Genomic DNA, 16,994 nt, shown 5'->3' with positions numbered 1-16,994 from the left:
TGCTTTTAATTTTTGCTATTTTTTGTGGGCCTGGAACGCTTCGAAGTCCATAAGTAAATCAAAATCAGCAGCAGCAAAAGAATCAGCCGCGGTATCGCAGGCGGCTGCCAAACCCAAATGACAAAAGCGGCGATTAATAAATAGAGAAACGTAAAAAAGACCATAAAAGGCTCCCTTAGTTATTTTAAGAAAGTTCGATTATCCTTCACTTCGGTTTTTCCTAATAAAAAAAGTTAAGGAATGATTAAATAAGCTTCCCTAACTCTATTCATAATAACATATTTTGAGGATAATTTCAAGATTGTCTTTTAAACAGGATTGTGCTATTAAGTCTTTGAATGAGGAGGGAAAGTCAATGGCACGATTTGATTTGACGTTATTTAACCAGTTTTTGACGCAGCAAAAAGCCAATCCGCGGGCAGTGATCAATCAGGAGCTTCAAGCAAAACATAAGAACTTTCAATTGTCCGTAGCAGATTTTTCTGAGATTGCTGAAGAACGAAACCAGCTTTTTACGGAGCATCATCTGCTTGATTTTAGCTGGCAGAATACGCATACTATTGCCCACTTTTTAGTATCTGAGCCGCTTTTCTATAAAAGTGACTACCTAGAGCATCTCAGCGTCTGCCAAGCAATCTTTTATTATTTGCGAGCGCATCATTCAGGTCAGGTGACTGATCAGGAGATTCTGGAAGAAATCCAAGAGCGCTATCAAGAGTATCAGGGAGATCTAGAAATGCTGCAAGGCTCATTTGAAGATTTTCCAGATTGGGAGGAAAAGTGATGAAAAACGAATTATTTGATCCGGCATTCTACCCCTTTTTTATGGAGAAGCTGCAAGCGCGGTTAAGCGGCACAAGTGTCATACCTATCGATCAGGCGGAAAGAATCCAGCAGTCCATCGAATTTGTATTAGCCAATGGTGAGGAGGGGACTCTGCCACAGCGTTTTATGCAGGGGCAAGAGCGGTTACGGCGTCGACTAAGAAACCTCCAAAATCTTTACCAAGAAATTCAGGATAACTATCAAAGCTTTGGAATCGAATCCTTAGAGGAAAGCTTAAACGAGATCGGAAATTTCTTCTCGACCTATGATATTGAGTATGCTGCCGCAGAAGTGGATCAGGCGTTTCTAGATTATCAGCTTGCTGAGGCCGTAACAACTGATTTTGTGGGAATCGATTTTTATGAACGTTATCTGCATAACCTAGCAGCTGAGACTTTCTTCATCAAGAATATTCCTGAAGCTCACATACACGAGCTTCTAAATGTCTATCAGCAGGAATTAGGCTTTGACTATCGCAAGGATGTGAATAATCTTTTTGACATTGTCTTTAAGCAAATGATCGGCAAACTGCTTTTGGGGGGAAAAAGACCATCCATACACTCGTGCTAAATCAGATCGAAGCGCACTATGTTTTAAGAAAAATCAAAAGTCAAAAAAACTTTCCTGAGCTGGAGCCTCTTTTTCAGCAAAATGATTATTACAGACGTGTGTTCCTTCGATCTCAGGTAATAATCTGTCAGCTACTCGAGCCTGAGAGCGCCGTTCACTTCTTCGTAATAGAGCAGACTAGGAAGAAGCAATTAGAATTGCCCTCCACGATGTCAACTAGTGCCTTTAATCAGTTACTGGAAGTCTATTCTGTGGCGGATGAGCAGGAAAAGCTTCGGTTAATTACGAGTGAAATTTCCGCTCCAGCAGATTTTGAAGAATACTTGGAAAGCACTGAAGAAAACTCGGAGTTTTATAAAAGTCTTTTTGAAAACTTTAACAAAGACTTTATAAAGACTCTTTTATTGTATTTAGCGAATAAATATGGCTTTACAAATCATGCGGAAATCATTGGTACGAAGGGGGGTTCTGAGGTTTTGAGTCTTTTTAAAGATTATATAAAGACTTTGGAGAAACAAGAGAGTGATTGCCTTTTTGATACTATTAATGAGTATCAACTAGTTCCTCACGATTTTACCTAGTGTGTTTTTGACAGGTAAATACGTCATAATTAATAAATTCCCTAATAATTTGCTCGACCAGTTTTGTTCCTAAAATGGAAAGTTATGAAATTATTGCGTAAAAACCTGTTAAATGACCAACTTCTGGCAACTGAAAATAATATCGATCGTTATTTCATGAGCAGTATTCAAGGGATTTAGCCGTTTTTCCATTACTTTGTAGGCAAATAGCAACCCGCTTTTCGCTTAGGAGGAAATGGAAATGAGTACCTATTTAAAATTTATTGTAATCGCCGCACTTTTTGTTACGACTGGTGCCGCATCGGTATTGGCAGACTCGCAGGCGAGTTCACCAAGTACAACGGATCAAACATCAGTGAAAGAAACGGCAACGAAGGAAACGAAAAAATCTGAAGCTGCAACGAAAAAATCAACTGAAGCTTCAACGGCAGCTTCAGTGAGTCAATCAAGCTCAACTGCAACAAGTGAATCAAGCCAGGCTCCTGTGGACTCTTCAACTACGGAGACAGCCCCAGCAGCAGAGGCGGCAGTTCCGGCCGAAACAAACAGCCGGCCTGAACCAACGATAAATGAGGCAGAACCGACAAATGAAGTAGCGGCACCGGAAGAAGCACAAAACGCTGCCAAGCCAGCACCAACTGCTATTCAACCAGATCAATTAAAGATAAACGGACAATTTATTCCTTACGCTAACGCTGGTCAAGGGAGCGGGCAAGCAACGATTGATGCCAATCCAAACCAAGTAGCAACATGGGGAGGAGCAACTGTCCAATCAGGAAATGATGGAGCAAATACTCATTTCATCGGTCACAATCCAGGTATCTTTAATGTGTTGTTTTCATTAGGGACCGGAGCAACAGTTGAGGTATCAGACGGTTCAAATAATGTAACTTCTTATACTGTTTCACAAATTGTGACAGTAGATGATTCTGGAGTTGCCGCAGACGGCACGGATTATTGGGAACAGATAACCGGCACAGATGGCGGTGAACGGATTACTTTACAAACCTGTATCAACGACGATTACAATTTAATTGTTTTTGCCAATAAATAAAAAATGAGCGGTACCGGAGAAGAAGGATTCTACGGTACTGCTCATTTTTATAAATTTAATACTCGCTGAGAAAAATAAATTTCTTTGGCAGTCATCATTTTTATATTGCCTAGCTTTTTCAAATGCTTGCGCGCTCCATTCTTTTGGACCGCTATGATAAGGTTCCATAAATTCTCGCGATCGGAGGCAGAAAAGAAGTTGTTTACGATCAGAACATTCTTATGATCATAGCCATCAATCGGATTGTTACTCACAACGATATCATAGGAGGCAAAGCTTTTAAAATCATCTGGTCCAGTTGAGATGACCGGTTCGTTAAAGGTATCAACGGCCACTCGTTCATTGTAATTGGCAATCAAAAAGTCCTGCAGCATCTCTGCATGCTTACGTCCTAAATCACTAACGACCAAAATGGAAACCTTTTGGCGTAGTTTTTCTAAATGTATAGGCAGGTGAGTCCATTCCTTCATTAATAAGAAAAAGACATTATTCAAACGAATATCTGTCCAAAGCTCTGGTGACTTCTTCTCGATATCCTTTAAATGGATCTTCACGATAGCAGAGAAAATCGGATAAACCAACTGAATCTCTCGAGCAAATTTTTGATGTTTATCAAATAGCATGATCTGGCGATAAGGATAAAAATTGTACTCTACATACCAGGACATCATCTCCTGCATGATTTTTCGTTTATCATCACGGTCTAACGGGTATTCGATCGCTTGGGAGATATTCTTTAAAAAGATATCGATTTTATTGTTTATCCGAACGATCTGTTCTGGATTATCCCAGTTGTAAAACTCATGAAAAACTGTTCGGCTGATCTCCTTGTACCACTTCTTCGGCAAGGTAAAGTCTGTGTCAGCCAATAGATGCTCCGCAAAAGGCCGGCTGAAATCCATGACCTTATCGATCGTGTCATCTTCTTCGGCATAGACGCTTTCCGGCAAATAAAACCCTTGGTGCATTCGATTCAATGTCACCATAAACAGATAGGCGGCCTCTTGAATCTCGCGATCGTCTAAAGAGACATCGAAATCGGTCGAGGTACGCATAATGAAGCAAGTCGTATCTTCGTGATTTAATGTAAAAGGCCATTGATTGACAGCATAGGCTTCAGTAAAATATTGCTGGTAAAAGAAGCGAACCCAGCGTTCATCAGGTCCAACGACTCGAAATGGAGACCGTTCCAGCTGCAGGCCGCGCCGCTTCAAAAAGTCTTCCAGCGCATTGACCATCCGATAAAAGGACGCTTCGCTCATAAACAGTTCATTGATCCAGTAATCGGCGTCTTGATTGGACTCATAGAGCATCTTTTCCAAAAATTGAAATTCAAGAGATTCGTGATAGATCTTTCCATAGACATTTCCAAGTTTATTTGAGGTGATGTTGTTGAGACGTACCCCTTGGAATTTGGAATATTCAATGTAGATGTAGTCACCCCAAAACTCATTGATAAAATCAATGTCAGATAGAAGTGTTTTTACTGAGCAGTCGACAGTTTTCGCTGCTTCTTTGATATCACACCAAGCCGGAAGCTGATCCAAAAATTCAACGAACTGGATTCGACGATAAGTAGAGGAGTTAAGTAGCTGTTTCATATTTGACTCCTTTCAAAATAATTAATTCTGATTATAATTTTACCGATTTTCTTCAAAAAAAGCGAGCTATTTAGCTATATAATAAGATAAATTGTCAAAAATAAAGAACTATTTCGCGTATTTTCCAGCTGACTGCTATGGTATGATAGAAAAAAAGAAGGAGCTAAATCAACATGATCAAATTACAAAAAACAGCAGCACCCCAACTAGATGAAACTATCCTGCCGGTTCAATTGACTGATGAGACGATGACAGTTCGTAAAAGCAATTTATTGAAAAAAATGCAGGCTGAAAACTTCGATGCCGTCGTGATATACGCCGACTTGGAGCATGGCGGCAATTTTGAGTATTTCACCGGATTTGTCCCGCGTTTTGAAGAAGCGCTGCTCGTTCTTCATCAAACAGGTGAGGCCTACATGGTTTTAGGCAATGAGAATCTGAACAAGGTGCCATTTGCACGAATGGAAGCAAAAGCGGTTCATATGCCGCATCTTTCATTGCCAAACCAACCAATGGAAACCACGCTGAGTGTTCCAGAAATTTTGAAACAGACAGGTTTGGACAGGGCAGCTTCTATTGGTTTGATTGGCTGGAAAAACTTTACTAGCCAGCAAGAAGAAAATGCCGTACTTTATGATTTGCCTTACTTTTTAGTTGATGGACTAAAACAGGCGGCCCCTCAAGCGAATTATAAAAATGCTGCCTATTTAATGATTGGAGAAAATGGACTGCGTACCACCAATACGGCTAATGAAATTGCCCACTACGAATTTGGGGCTATGGTTGCTGGAAACTGTATCTTAAAGGCCATGGATCAACTGGAAATAGGTAAGAGCGAGATGGAGATCGGTGCGTATTTAAATGATTTTGGCCAAACAACAAGCGTTGTGACAATCATGGCGACGGGTGCTCGTTTTGAGAAGGCCAACCTATATCCGACCGGGAAAAAAATTCAGCTAGGTGATCGAATTTCTATGACCAGCGGCTATAAAGGCGGTCTGCAAAGCCGCGGCGGCTATGCCGTAACTGCCAGCGAAGAATTACCTGAGGCTGAAAGGGATTATTTAGATCGAGTAGCTAAGCCTTATTTTAACGCAGTCAAGACTTGGCTGGAAACGATCACTACTAATATGGCTGGGGCGACTTTGTACGATAAAATCGAAGAAGTTTTGCCAAAAGCGCATTATGGCTGGCATTTGAATCCAGGCCACCTGTGCGCCGATGAAGAATGGCTGGCATCACCGATTTATCCTGATTCAAAGGAAAAAATTACCAGCGGAATGATCTTCCAATTTGATATCATTCCTTCGGTTCCAGGTTATTCTGGTGCGAGCTGTGAGGGCGGTGTTGTTTTGGCCGATGAGGATCTGCGAGCGTCTATCCAAACAGAATATCCAGAGATGTGGGCTCGGATGCAGGCCCGCCGCAGCTATTTAATAGAAGAAATCGGCATCGAATTAAGTGAAGAAGTGTTACCGATGAGCAATGCGACGGCATATTATCGCCCATTTTTCTTAAATAAGGAAGCCGCGTTGACTGCTAAATAATAGCCAGCAAAGATAAAGTCTTTCTGAAAATAACTTAACAAAATGAAAGCCAAACGGTCATTTTCCTATCGATGATGATAGCCAATGACCGTTTGGCTTTAACTTTATTTTTGCTGGTTTAAGCTTTCACCCAATTATTTTGCATGATATGCTAGAAGATGAGGGGGATGACAGATGATCGAAAGCCGACTATTGCAAATTCTTTTTATCTTATTAGAGAAGGGCTCGGTTACAGCTCCAGAGCTGGCTGAGAAATTCGAAGTCTCCGCCCGAACAATTTATCGAGACATTGACGCATTAAGTGCTGCCGGAATTCCAGTCTATGCAGTCAGGGGAAAAGGCGGCGGTATTTTCATTCAGGAAAATTATGTTTTAGACAGGACATTGTTTTCTGATACAGAGCAAAGAGAAATTTTGCTGGCACTTCAAAGTCTGACTCTTACAGCTGGTTCTGAGACGAGCCCGCTAGTTTCAAAGCTCAGTATGCTTTTTAAAAAGGAGCAGCTTGATTGGATGGAGATTGATTTTTCAGATTGGACCGGTCTGCGGACGCATCTTTTTGATGAGCTCCAGCGGGCGATTCTTTCTAAAAAAGTCATTCAAATAAGCTATCTTAGCAGCAAAGGACAATTTACTGAACGAGAGCTGGAGCCTTTAAAATTGGTTTTTCGAGACAAGGCCTGGTATCTCTACGCCTTTTGCCGTTTAAGAGACGAGTGTCGCTTACTTAAAATCACTAGAATGCGGGATTTACGAGTGCTTTCGGAAGTGTTTCATCGAGAGATCCCTAAAAAAGTCTTCGCTGAAAAGCAAGCACCGCCAGAAAAAATAATTGAGTTGACGCTTGCGTTTGATTCGGGCGCTGCCTATCGCGTACAGGAAGAATTTGACAATATCGTACAAAAAGAGGATGGAACCTCGATTGTGGTGATTCGCTTTCCTGATGATGAATCAACGATGAACTATCTATTTTCATTTGGTGATCATTTGGAAATCTTAGCCCCACAAGATTATCGCGAAAAAATGGCTGATCGGATTGAGCAGCTGTTAAACAAATATAGAACTTGACAGGTGATGACGAGTTTTACTTGCTAAACTGGCACTAAAGGAGGCGTTTTAAATGAAACCAATACTGAAGGACCAAACAGAATTTCCCACCATTGAGAACCTAGCCAAGCATCTATCAGTGGAAAATCTAAATCTTTATCAACAGCTTTTAGAAGAATTGCACAAGCATTCCTTCAAAGAAGATTGGAATTACTACAAGGATGGTAATAACTGGTTAAGTAAAATACTATTTAAAAAGAAGAATCTCGGCTGGCTATCGATTTGGAAGACAGGTGTAAAAGTGACGGTTTATTTCGGTGAAAGAGTATGGCCGCAGCTTGTTGCAAACGACTTGTTCCACCAGCTTGAAGCAAATGAAGCGTCTATTCATAAAACTGGTAAATTAACGGCCGTTTTGCTTCCGCTTAAAAACGAAGAAAGCTTGCGAACAGCTATTAAGCTGATTAATTTTAAAAAAAATATCAAATAAGAACATGCTTGAAGTGCTAGAAAGGTCGAAAAGAGACCTTGAGCACTTCTTTTTTAGTGATCTGAGGGTAAATGAATTTTCAAATATCAACCATTTGGTGGATAGGATTCAGTGAAGCCTTTTTTTACAATAGGTGTTGTAAGGAGGAGAGAGTCTATGAAAGCACTCATTGAAGTAAAGCGATTAGAAAAAAGCTACAAAGACAAAAAAGTTATACACGGAATTTCATTTACTATCCATGAAGGGGAAATTTTATGTTTTTTAGGACCAAATGGTGCGTCAAAAAGTACAACGATCAATATTTTGTGCGGTGCACTCGGGTATGATTCTGGAGAAGTAACCTACAAGGGGACTCCCATTGATCAAAATTTGCAAGTGTTTAAGCAACAACTTGGTGTAGTTCCTCAGGATTTAGCATTGTATGAAGAGCTAACAGCAGAAAAGAACGTCCAGTTTTTTGCTTCCTTGTATGGTCTAAAGGGACAAGAGCTGGAATCAGGTGTTGCATTTGCTTTGCATTCTGTTGGACTAGATGATCATCGGAAGGAAAAGGTTGCGACATTTTCTGGCGGTATGAAAAGGCGCTTAAACATTGCTTGTGCGATTGCTCATCAGCCGGCACTGCTTATTATGGATGAGCCAACAGTAGGGATCGACCCTCAATCAAGAAATCATATTTTGAAATCAATCAAAAAAATGCAAGCCAAAGGTATGACCGTTCTTTATACCACTCATTATATGGAAGAGGTAGAGGAGATAGCCTCTCGAATCATTATCATGGACTATGGTCGGATTATTGCTGAAGGAACAAAGGAAGCGCTGAAGGAAAAGAATGACGAACGAAAGATTGCGATTGAGATCAGTGATTCAACTGAAATTTCGACTGACTCATTTTATCAAATTGAAGGGGTGAAGGAAGTTTCACTGAAAGAAGACGAGCTGTTGATTACTTCGATTAAAGGAATCGAGAATCTTGATCGTATCATCGCTATGCTGGTCAGACTGCAGCAGAAAATTCAAAACATCGTTATTCAAGAGGCAAATCTGGAAACGATCTTTTTGGATTTGACGGGGCGTTCTTTAAGAGATTGAATGATGGGAGAGGAAAAGGATGTATCGACTATTTAGAATCATACAACGGGACACGATCAATTTATTAACAAATCCTATGTGGATATTCTTCAGCTTAATGTTCCCATTTCTGCTAGTCGCGATTTTAGGATTTCTAACTGAAGGACTATATGGAAAGTATTTTACCAGTTATGACTATTATGGAGTTACTCTAATGCTGTTTTCAACGATGTATGCAGCAACTTTTTCAGCAAATAGTTTTATGGAAGAAAAAATCAAAAAGGCAAACTTACGAATCGTTTATTCTCCTATTCGTAATTGGTTTATTCCTTTTTCAAAAGTTGTTGCGACATTCATTTTCACAACGCTCTTTTACACCATCGCCGCTGTGATTTGTCATTTGCTTTTTCAGATAAGATTTGGTGATGAGAAGCTTGTACAAATTTGGGCTTTATTTTCAGGTATGAACTTGTTGTTCAGCTGTATCGGAGTCCTCATGTGCTGTATCTTTAAAAGCGAGGGAGTAGCCAATCAAATCATCAGTATTTTGACTGCTGCCTTGGCAATGCTTTCGGGTTTTCTATTTCCAGTAGCTAATTTAGGAGAAACCTTTGTCAAAATCAGCAACTGGCTGCCTACAGCGAAAGTAGCGCAAACAATCTTTGAAATGATTTACGATCAGAATGCATCAAATTTCTCTTCGATGTTTATACTGCTGCTTATTTGTTCGCTTTTGATTTTAGTGATAGCTACCATTCTTTTTAATGGGGAGGAATATGTATGATTGCGATGTTCAGAAATGACTGGGCAAGAACTTGGCAGAATAAAGCACGGCTTTTTGTCATGCTGGGCTTGATTGTCGTCTCCATTTTGCTCGCTGTTTTTGTCAGCAGTAAAGGAAACTTCTCGACAAAAATTGGCGTAATCGGTGCATCTAAGCAAGAGCTTGTTTCTGATGCCGTAAAAATTGATCATCTTTCTCAAGCGCCTGCAAAATCAGCTTTAGCGTTAGGGACTTATGATGCGATCGTTGATATGCGAAGTGGTGCACCAGTAATCTCGACCTTTAAGGGTGAAAAGTACAAAACAGAATTAATAGAGTATTTCAACAATCCTCAAGTTGCTCAAATCGGTGAAAAAAACAGCGAAGGAATTGGCAGTAAGATCATAGGATATATGCTGATGTTTCTGTTGATGTCCAGTGTAACGAACATGTTGTTGTTCAGTGAAGATAAAGAAAAACATATCATGGAACGGATCACCACTACGCCTGTCAGCTTTACCAAACTATTTACGGTCTATGCCTTTTTCTCGTGGCTATTGCTGGTTATTCCCAATATTTTGATCATCGCGGGTGTTTCCTTTTTTGGGGTTACTGATATAGGACTATCTTTGCTTAACTACACAGCACTAATCAGTGTGATTGCTTTATTTGCGACAGCCTACTCAATCTGCAACGCGTCCTTTTTTAAAGTAGCAGATACGGCAAGTATGCTGGGTTCGATGATCATGATGATTACCACTATCTTATCAGGCAGCTTCTTTTCTTTGGATAACGGGAATAAATTTTTTAACGGACTGATCCACTGGCTGCCGCAAAAGCAATTTTTGGAGCTAGTCAAAAATATTGAGGCTGGTCAAAGCTATAGCGGGAATTATCAACGACTGTTTTATTTAATTGGTATAAGTATTCTATTACTGGCTGTTGCCATTTTCAAAACGAGAAAAGAGTATGTTCACAGCTGAATTTCTTGATATACTATGGGTACTTTATTAGTGGAAGGAAAACCTTTATGGGAAAACATTTATCAGCCAATCGTGTGAAGGCACCAGAAGTTCTCGAAAAATTCGTTATTAGAAGAGCATTGGCGGACAAGCTTCAAATGGGACTCAAAAAGAAACTGATGATTTTAGAGGCAGGAGCAGGGCATGGAAAAACTACTGCTATTCGCAACACGCTTAGTCTGTGGCCGGCAGACCAATGGCGATGGCTGACGCTTAATGAAGACTGCAATCATTTGGTTGTTTTTTGGAGCTATATGATTGAAGCATTGAAAAGGCAGCTAGGTTTAATGAAGGAAGAGCTTATGGTTTATTTTCAAGCGAACATGAAACCTGAAAATAGCGAGGAGTTTGTTTCTTTTTTGGTAAGCAGTATTTCCCTTGAAGCGAGTACTCATTTGATACTGGATGATTTTCACACGATAAGAAACAGGGAAGTTCTCCATTCATTTGAACTTTTTCTAGAAGAGCTTCCAGAAAATTTGAATGTAGTGATCACAACTAGATACCAACCAGATTTATATTTAACAAAATTTTTACTGGCAGAACAGCTTCTGTATATTCAAGAAGAGGAGTTTCTTTTATCGGAGGAGGAAGGGAGGACCTTCATCCAGCAAAATTCTCATGAAGAGCTTTCACAAGAAACGGAAAGCTATTTGCTGGAAACGGCCAAGGGTTGGATTGGTGGATTAAAACTATTGATGGCAGTAAAAATAGTTGAGCAGACGCAAGTTCAAAGAATCAGCTTTGAAAATAAAATACTTTCTGATTATTTAGCAAAGGAGATATTGGGGAATTTGACGAAGGAGGAGCAGAAATTTTTGATTTTTTCTGGCTATTTTCCTTTTATCTATCCCAGGCTAAGTCACCAACTCTTTCCAAGGAGTGATTTCTCAGCGATGATCGAGAGTCTGCAGGAAAAGAATCTTATGGTCACCTGTATTGATAATGAGGAGCAAAGATTTACTTTTCATCCGATTCTTAAGGAGTATCTAGTGAAGAAGTTTCAGCTGTTGCCAAACGAACAACAAGTATCGATTAAGGAACAAACAGCAGCAGTTTTTATTAAGGATGGTTATTTAGATGAAGGGATGTCCTTATTGTTCGAGCTGGAGGATTATTCGCAGCTTATGAAGTTGATTGTAGAAAACGAACAATCCTTACGGCGTATTTATTATATCGAGCAAATCCCTAAAGAGATCACTTTGTCTAATATTAATTTCGCTTTTCAAAAATTCGTTTATTACTATTCTAACCTTGAATATGAGAACTGTTTTGAATTAATTGAAGCGTTAGAAGCAAAATATCCGAATCAAAAAGAGATCCGTGCTCTCAGTGGTATAAAGCTATTACTTGGTTCTGATTATGTAACGACAGTACAAATGCCAAACACTATTCAAGAAGTCAATCAACTGAAGTTAGATGATGTATCTAAAGCATTGATATTTCTGAAGAGTGCCGTGATTCTTTTCTTTAAAGAAAGCTATCAACAAGCCAAACAGTTCATTGGGGCGAGTTCCAAATTGAATCAGAGGAATCAGAATAATTTTCTGATGTATTTTAATCAGACGTTATTAGCACAAGTTTTCGAGGAAACAGGTGAGCTGGATAAGGGGTTAGCAATCTTGACATCCGTTCACCAGAAATTAGACAGTATGGGCTTTAATTCGAAGATGAAGGAGACCTATCAAGTCAGCTTTTATATCACGATAACGGGGATTCATTTGAAGCAGCTTAACTTGAAGGCGGCAGCAGAGACCTTACAAAAAGCCGATACAAATAGGCATCCACATATTCGGGCTTCTTATTTGTATAATTTGGCAGAGCTGTATTATCTTTCCGATGAAGAGGAAAAAGCTTGGCAGGCCTTTAAAGAAATGGAGACTGGAGCGACGGGAACCTACAGTAATCCACTTACACAATCTGGAATCATGAAATATGCCTTAAAAATAGGGCAATTACCCGGTTATTATGAAGAACGGTTTATTGAGGCCTTTGAGCAGCATCCAGAGCTTCATAATATGGCGTATCAATTGTTTTACGGTATGATCCTTTTAAAAAGAGGGAATTATCAAGAGTGTTTGGAAATTGCTGATCAAATTTTAGAAAGAAGTCGAAAGCAGCGCATCTATTCTAAAATTATTGAAGCAAATCTGCTTAAGCTTTCAGTTTTGCTGGAAATGAAGGAAGATACCGCCAGACAGCAGCTCAATATTTATTATGAGTGCTTATATTATGGGAATGAAAATCAGATACTCATTGACTTTTTCCTTTATCGAGAAGAGATCGAAGAGTTAATGAAGCTGTCGAAGACCGAAATTGAAGCAAATCTGGAGCCAAGGGAACAAGTCTTTCATAGCAAAATAGTGAATTTATGCTGCAGCAACTCACTTTCTTTATTAACGGAACGAGAGCTGGAGATTCTAGCCGAAATGGCGAAGGGTCTTACGAATAAAGCAATTGCCGATAAACTGTTCATTTCCGTGGCTACAGTCAAAACACACATTTTGAATATTTATCGTAAATTGGAGGTCAATTCCAGAGTGACTGCCATTTCTAAAGCAAAACAATTGCAAATGCTCTGAACGAATCCATAGGAACTGCTGAATAAGCGATGTTCTTATGGATATTTTTGCCCATTTTGGTAAACGAAATTCAATCGTCCTTTTAAGTGCGAGAATGGGTTCCTTTATGGTTTGAGAATAATGTTAGTTTTTCTCAAACCATAAAAGAGCTTAAAAGAAAGAGCTGATCAAACCACGAATGCGTTAAAACTAGATTATTATTGGTCTTTTTATATGATCAGTGTGAGATTTTTTTTAAAGCGTCAGCATTTTTATTTTTAGTTAAAGCTGATAAGACATAAAGTAAATTTAATTGATGAACAACTAAGCAGCAACAATAATGATGAAGGATCAAGATGAACTATCAGAAACTGCGTTCAGCGAATTGGTTATACGATCATGTGTATCTAAACGATTACGAAGCGACGTTTGGCAGCAAATCAAGGCTGAATATAGCCAATAAGTCATCATACACGAATGCAGCGGTGATCGATCATGCCAATTACAGGATTTTTTGCTAGTATAGACGATTCGATGATTGGCAGCGGATAATCACTGATTTTATACTCGAGGGCGATCGCCAACAAGAAATCATGTTTTCGTAACAATATCTATTTTCCCGAAAGCATGATTTTTTTACTGTGAACAGCACTAAAAAAGCGACATTTACAAGCGGTCATTTCAGAATATTTTCAGAGTGAATTTTCATCAACAGCAACGATCCAATCACGATTCAAGCCAAAAAAGTTTCGAACTTAATTGAACCAACGTGTGTAAAGATGTTGGTTTATCAAGGATTTGCTAAGACATTTCAAGTGAATTTCCATAGTTAGATGAAGTTTATGTGCAACAATTGATTATGAAATTCTTAGATTGAAAAATACTTTGAGTCTTTTTTTGTTACTGTCTCCCCCTTTTTTATATTTTGTTATTGGTTATTTTATAACTTTGATAGTATACTTAAAGCTTTATAGAAAGAACCATTTTTCAGTAATAGTTAATATTTTTACTAGCCCTCCTCCCTTCGTATTCATCTATATATACGTTATTTTAAACTTGACTAATTGGTATATGCCAATTATAATAGATTTAGAGGATCATCCCCCTCTCCCATCAATTAATGAAAGGACTGAATCGTATGAGTCGAGAATTACTAAGAGAACGTTATGAAAAAGAATTTGAAAAATTGCCAGACTTCATCCAAAAATATCTGTTGTATTTAGAAGCCATCCCCCGTTCGACTAATACTTTATACGAGTACTCAAAAGAATATCGCCGATTTCTTACCTGGCTCACTTCTGAAAGAATCATTTCTGTGAATGCTATTTCAGAGATCTGCTTGGAAGATTTTGAACGGCTGAATAAAGATAAAATCGTTTTATATAAGTCCTTTTTGAATCAATCACCAAAACGAACCTTTGAAGGCAAACTAGAAAATGAGCTTTCTCAATCCCCCTTGAGCGAAAGAAATACGCATCGACTAAAAGTAACGGTTCAACGAAGCATCACTGCTCTTCGTTCCCTCTTTAAGTATTTAGCAAATGAAGAGGTTGAGGAATTTGACGAACAGACAGGCGAATATATCATTCGTCCCATGCTTCGAAGAAATATCATGGTCAATATTGAAAATGGCGGTGTCGATGCTTCCGATGCGGTAAGAAAAGACAAAATTGAAAAGATGCTGTATTTAGATTCAGATGCGATTGATTTTGTTGAATTTGTTTATGAGGGCTACGGGAATAATGTAACCTCACGCCAGGCCAAAACAGCCTATGAAAAAAATCGAATCAGAGATACGGCTATCTTAGCGTTGTTCCTTGGATCGGGCATTCGTTTATCTGAACTAGTCAATACGAACGTTAGTGACCTTAATTATGAAGGATTGTACATTCAGGTTCAACGTAAAGGCGACACAATGGATCATGCGATGATCTCTCCTATCTTTATTGATTACATCCAGGAGTATATCGATCAGCGGAAGATTCTCTATAATGCAGATGACTCTGTAGCGGCGCTGTTTTTGACTAAACACAAGAATATGGCTAAACGAATGGAAGGCGGTTCGATCGAAAAGATGATCGACAAGTACTCCACTGCTTTCGGCAAACGGACAACACCACACAAGCTGCGGCACAGTGTAGGCACGATGGCTTTTAGAAAGACCAAAAATCTGAAAACTGTCAGTGAGATTCTAGGACAGCGCGGTACCTCGGCAACAGAGATTTATACTCACATTGTCAAAAAGGAAAAACGTTCCGTCATTGATGATTTGTGGACATAAAAATAAGGAGGACATTCTAAACGAGAGTGTCCTCCTTATTTTTATTAGTGGGTAATCAAATCCATTGGATGCGGTCCTGCGACTCCTACAAAAATGAAGCGTTCGTCTCCGGTATTTTTCATACCATGCTGTTCTCCTGGGCGTGAAATAATCAGGTCGCCTTTCGTAATTTCGATTTCTTCCCCAAAGCCTGGATAAAAGGTTCCTGTTCCTTGAACACAGATCCACAGATCGTCAGATGTCGTATGAGAGTGATTAAAAACAGTTTGACCCGGCTCTAAACACCATAGAGCACCAGCTGTTTTTTCGGTTTCGTAAAAGAAGCTTTTCTTTCCCTCTGCTGGATCAAAACAAGCGACTTCAGCTATTTTAAACAGTCTTTCTTCAATTTTTGATTTTGACATACTACTCATCCTTCCTTAAAGCGCCTTCATTGTTTGATAAAAACGAAATAATTGTTCTGCTGTTTGTTGGATACTCTCAGTTGTGACGGCAGGCTGTAAAAGCTCCTCTTCTGTTCCAATACGATGAATGATCGAAAAGAAAGCATCGATCCCATGGTCGTTGCATTGATAGGCATCATCAGATGTACTGCCTGCAATCACGATTAATGGTTTGTTGTACTTTTGAGTGATCTTCGCCAAGGAGGATGGGACCTTTCCCATAACCGATTGCGCATCAAGCCGACCTTCCCCTGTTATCACGAGATCGCAGGCCTCGATCTTCTCTTCAAAGTGTTTTTCCTTGGCCAATAGCTGGAAGCCTGGCGTAATCTTCCCGTTTAAATAAGCCAGAATCGCAAAACCCAGTCCGCCTGCTGCGCCAGCACCGGCGATTTGAGAAAATTCCTGTTTCAAATATTCCTTCGTAATAGCAGAAAAGTGCTGCAGCAAAGCATCAAATTTTGCTATATCCGCTGATCTGACTCCTTTTTGAGGACCATAGACGGCTGTAGCACCATGCTTTCCCCACAAGGGATTCGTCACGTCACTAGCGATAGTAAAATGACAATCCGCCAATTCCTTTGGTACCAGAGAATCATCAACGCTCTCAATGTGTTCTATTTCACAAACGCTTCGAGGAATCGCCTCGCCATTTTTCTTTAAGAAGCGATACCCTAGTGCCTGCAGCATTCCCAGACCGCCATCATTTGTAGCACTGCCGCCTAAACCAATTAAAAAGTGTCTATGACCTGTTTTGATCAGCTTTCTCAGCAGCTCTCCCAAGCCATAGCTGGTGGCCTGCCAAGGATCTAAGTCTGCTTTTTTGACTAAAGTGATTCCTGAGGTTTCCGCAACTTCGAGGATTGCTAGATTGTTTAATAGCCCATATCGCGCATTCACTTTTTTTTCGAATGGTCCAGTGACTTCTGCTGTTTCGATGGAGCCTGAAGTACCGGTGATGAATGCCTCGACCGTTCCTTCTCCACCATCGGCTACGGGTAAAATCTCGATAGCCTGAGAGTGCCTCATTCCCAGCTGGATTCCTTTTTTTACGGCAGTACCAGCTTCCAATGAGCTGGCGCTGCCTTTGAAGGAGTCCATCGCGATTACTATTTTCATAACGATGCTCCTTTCGTTA

General features: G+C 39.7%; 18 protein-coding genes. 13 read left to right on the top strand and 5 right to left on the bottom strand.

The genetic code is table 11. The features are described from left to right. Nucleotides 1-5 precede the first annotated feature (5 nt). Complete coding sequence (locus JZO85_RS09480) at nt 6-164, bottom strand: hypothetical protein (protein WP_207108268.1); 159 nt, start codon at nt 162-164, stop codon at nt 6-8. 191 nt (nt 165-355) lie between these two features. Here JZO85_RS09480 and JZO85_RS09475 point away from each other — a divergent pair, with 191 nt between their 5' ends. The 4 genes from JZO85_RS09475 (at nt 356) to JZO85_RS09465 (ending at nt 3,030) form a co-directional block, all read left to right on the top strand. Continuing rightward, nucleotides 356-784 carry a DUF6323 family protein gene (locus tag JZO85_RS09475; protein ID WP_207108267.1) on the top strand — a complete coding sequence of 143 codons (429 nt, stop codon included), beginning with the start codon at nt 356-358 and terminating at the stop codon, nt 782-784. After that, entirely contained in the window at nt 784-1,395 is a 612-nt protein-coding gene (locus JZO85_RS23135; protein WP_242550291.1) for a DUF6179 domain-containing protein, read from the top strand. The genes JZO85_RS09475 and JZO85_RS23135 overlap by 1 nt, the downstream gene beginning before the upstream one ends. Before the next feature lie 197 nt (nt 1,396-1,592). Continuing rightward, the gene (locus JZO85_RS23130; RefSeq protein ID WP_242550290.1) at nt 1,593-1,976 is read left to right on the top strand and encodes a hypothetical protein; all 384 of its coding nucleotides are present in this window, start codon (nt 1,593-1,595) and stop codon (nt 1,974-1,976) included. A gap of 241 nt (nt 1,977-2,217) precedes the next feature. After that, nucleotides 2,218-3,030: a class F sortase gene (locus JZO85_RS09465; RefSeq protein WP_207108266.1), complete on the top strand. Its 813-nt coding sequence runs from the start codon at nt 2,218-2,220 to the stop codon at nt 3,028-3,030. Nucleotides 3,031-3,077: 47 nt separating this feature from the next. On the opposite strand, the gene JZO85_RS09460 is transcribed toward JZO85_RS09465, so the two are convergent. Further along, nucleotides 3,078-4,631, bottom strand: coding sequence for an AcpB/EbpR/MafR family transcriptional regulator (locus JZO85_RS09460; RefSeq protein ID WP_207108265.1), 1,554 nt, complete (start codon nt 4,629-4,631; stop codon nt 3,078-3,080). A gap of 173 nt (nt 4,632-4,804) precedes the next feature. Here JZO85_RS09460 and JZO85_RS09455 point away from each other — a divergent pair, with 173 nt between their 5' ends. From JZO85_RS09455 to JZO85_RS23315, 8 genes are all read left to right on the top strand, one after another. After that, a complete protein-coding gene (locus JZO85_RS09455; protein WP_207108264.1) occupies nt 4,805-6,178 on the top strand; it encodes a M24 family metallopeptidase in 1,374 nt (457 codons plus the stop codon). A 174-nt stretch (nt 6,179-6,352) separates the two neighbouring features. Beyond that, nucleotides 6,353-7,246 (top strand): helix-turn-helix transcriptional regulator, encoded by an 894-nt coding sequence (locus tag JZO85_RS09450; RefSeq protein ID WP_207108263.1) that lies wholly within the window; start codon nt 6,353-6,355, stop codon nt 7,244-7,246. A gap of 52 nt (nt 7,247-7,298) precedes the next feature. Next, nucleotides 7,299-7,715 carry a DUF3788 family protein gene (locus tag JZO85_RS09445; protein WP_207108262.1) on the top strand — a complete coding sequence of 139 codons (417 nt, stop codon included), beginning with the start codon at nt 7,299-7,301 and terminating at the stop codon, nt 7,713-7,715. A gap of 156 nt (nt 7,716-7,871) precedes the next feature. Then, nucleotides 7,872-8,807: an ABC transporter ATP-binding protein gene (locus JZO85_RS09440; RefSeq protein WP_207108261.1), complete on the top strand. Its 936-nt coding sequence runs from the start codon at nt 7,872-7,874 to the stop codon at nt 8,805-8,807. 19 nt (nt 8,808-8,826) lie between these two features. Next, the gene (locus tag JZO85_RS09435; protein WP_207108260.1) at nt 8,827-9,570 is read left to right on the top strand and encodes an ABC transporter permease; all 744 of its coding nucleotides are present in this window, start codon (nt 8,827-8,829) and stop codon (nt 9,568-9,570) included. Beyond that, complete coding sequence (locus JZO85_RS09430) at nt 9,567-10,532, top strand: ABC transporter permease (RefSeq protein ID WP_207108259.1); 966 nt, start codon at nt 9,567-9,569, stop codon at nt 10,530-10,532. Before JZO85_RS09435 ends, JZO85_RS09430 begins: the two co-directional genes overlap by 4 nt. A 47-nt stretch (nt 10,533-10,579) precedes the next feature. After that, nucleotides 10,580-13,153, top strand: a complete 2,574-nt coding sequence (locus JZO85_RS23320) for a LuxR C-terminal-related transcriptional regulator (protein ID WP_277988935.1) — start codon at nt 10,580-10,582, stop codon at nt 13,151-13,153. Between the two features lie 319 nt (nt 13,154-13,472). Continuing rightward, on the top strand, nt 13,473-13,595 hold the full coding sequence (locus JZO85_RS23315; protein WP_277988934.1) for a hypothetical protein: 123 nt from the start codon (nt 13,473-13,475) through the stop codon (nt 13,593-13,595). A gap of 4 nt (nt 13,596-13,599) precedes the next feature. Here JZO85_RS23315 and JZO85_RS09420 read toward each other — a convergent pair whose 3' ends face one another. Continuing rightward, entirely contained in the window at nt 13,600-13,740 is a 141-nt protein-coding gene (locus JZO85_RS09420; protein ID WP_207108258.1) for a hypothetical protein, read from the bottom strand. Between the two features lie 530 nt (nt 13,741-14,270). On the opposite strand from JZO85_RS09420, the gene xerS reads away from it, so the two are divergent. Then, the gene (xerS, locus tag JZO85_RS09415) at nt 14,271-15,413 is read left to right on the top strand and encodes a tyrosine recombinase XerS (RefSeq protein ID WP_207108257.1); all 1,143 of its coding nucleotides are present in this window, start codon (nt 14,271-14,273) and stop codon (nt 15,411-15,413) included. A gap of 44 nt (nt 15,414-15,457) precedes the next feature. Here xerS and JZO85_RS09410 read toward each other — a convergent pair whose 3' ends face one another. Both JZO85_RS09410 and JZO85_RS09405 read right to left on the bottom strand, forming a co-directional pair. After that, on the bottom strand, nt 15,458-15,817 hold the full coding sequence (locus JZO85_RS09410) for a cupin domain-containing protein (protein WP_207108256.1): 360 nt from the start codon (nt 15,815-15,817) through the stop codon (nt 15,458-15,460). Nucleotides 15,818-15,832: 15 nt separating this feature from the next. After that, nucleotides 15,833-16,975 (bottom strand): glycerate kinase family protein, encoded by a 1,143-nt coding sequence (locus JZO85_RS09405; RefSeq protein ID WP_207108255.1) that lies wholly within the window; start codon nt 16,973-16,975, stop codon nt 15,833-15,835. Nucleotides 16,976-16,994: the final 19 nt, after the last annotated feature.

Origin of the sequence: Candidatus Enterococcus murrayae, from assembly GCF_017315985.1 — a bacterium.
Taxonomy (GTDB): domain Bacteria; phylum Bacillota; class Bacilli; order Lactobacillales; family Enterococcaceae; genus Enterococcus_A; species Enterococcus_A murrayae.
This window is presented reverse-complemented; position numbering and strand designations above follow the sequence as displayed.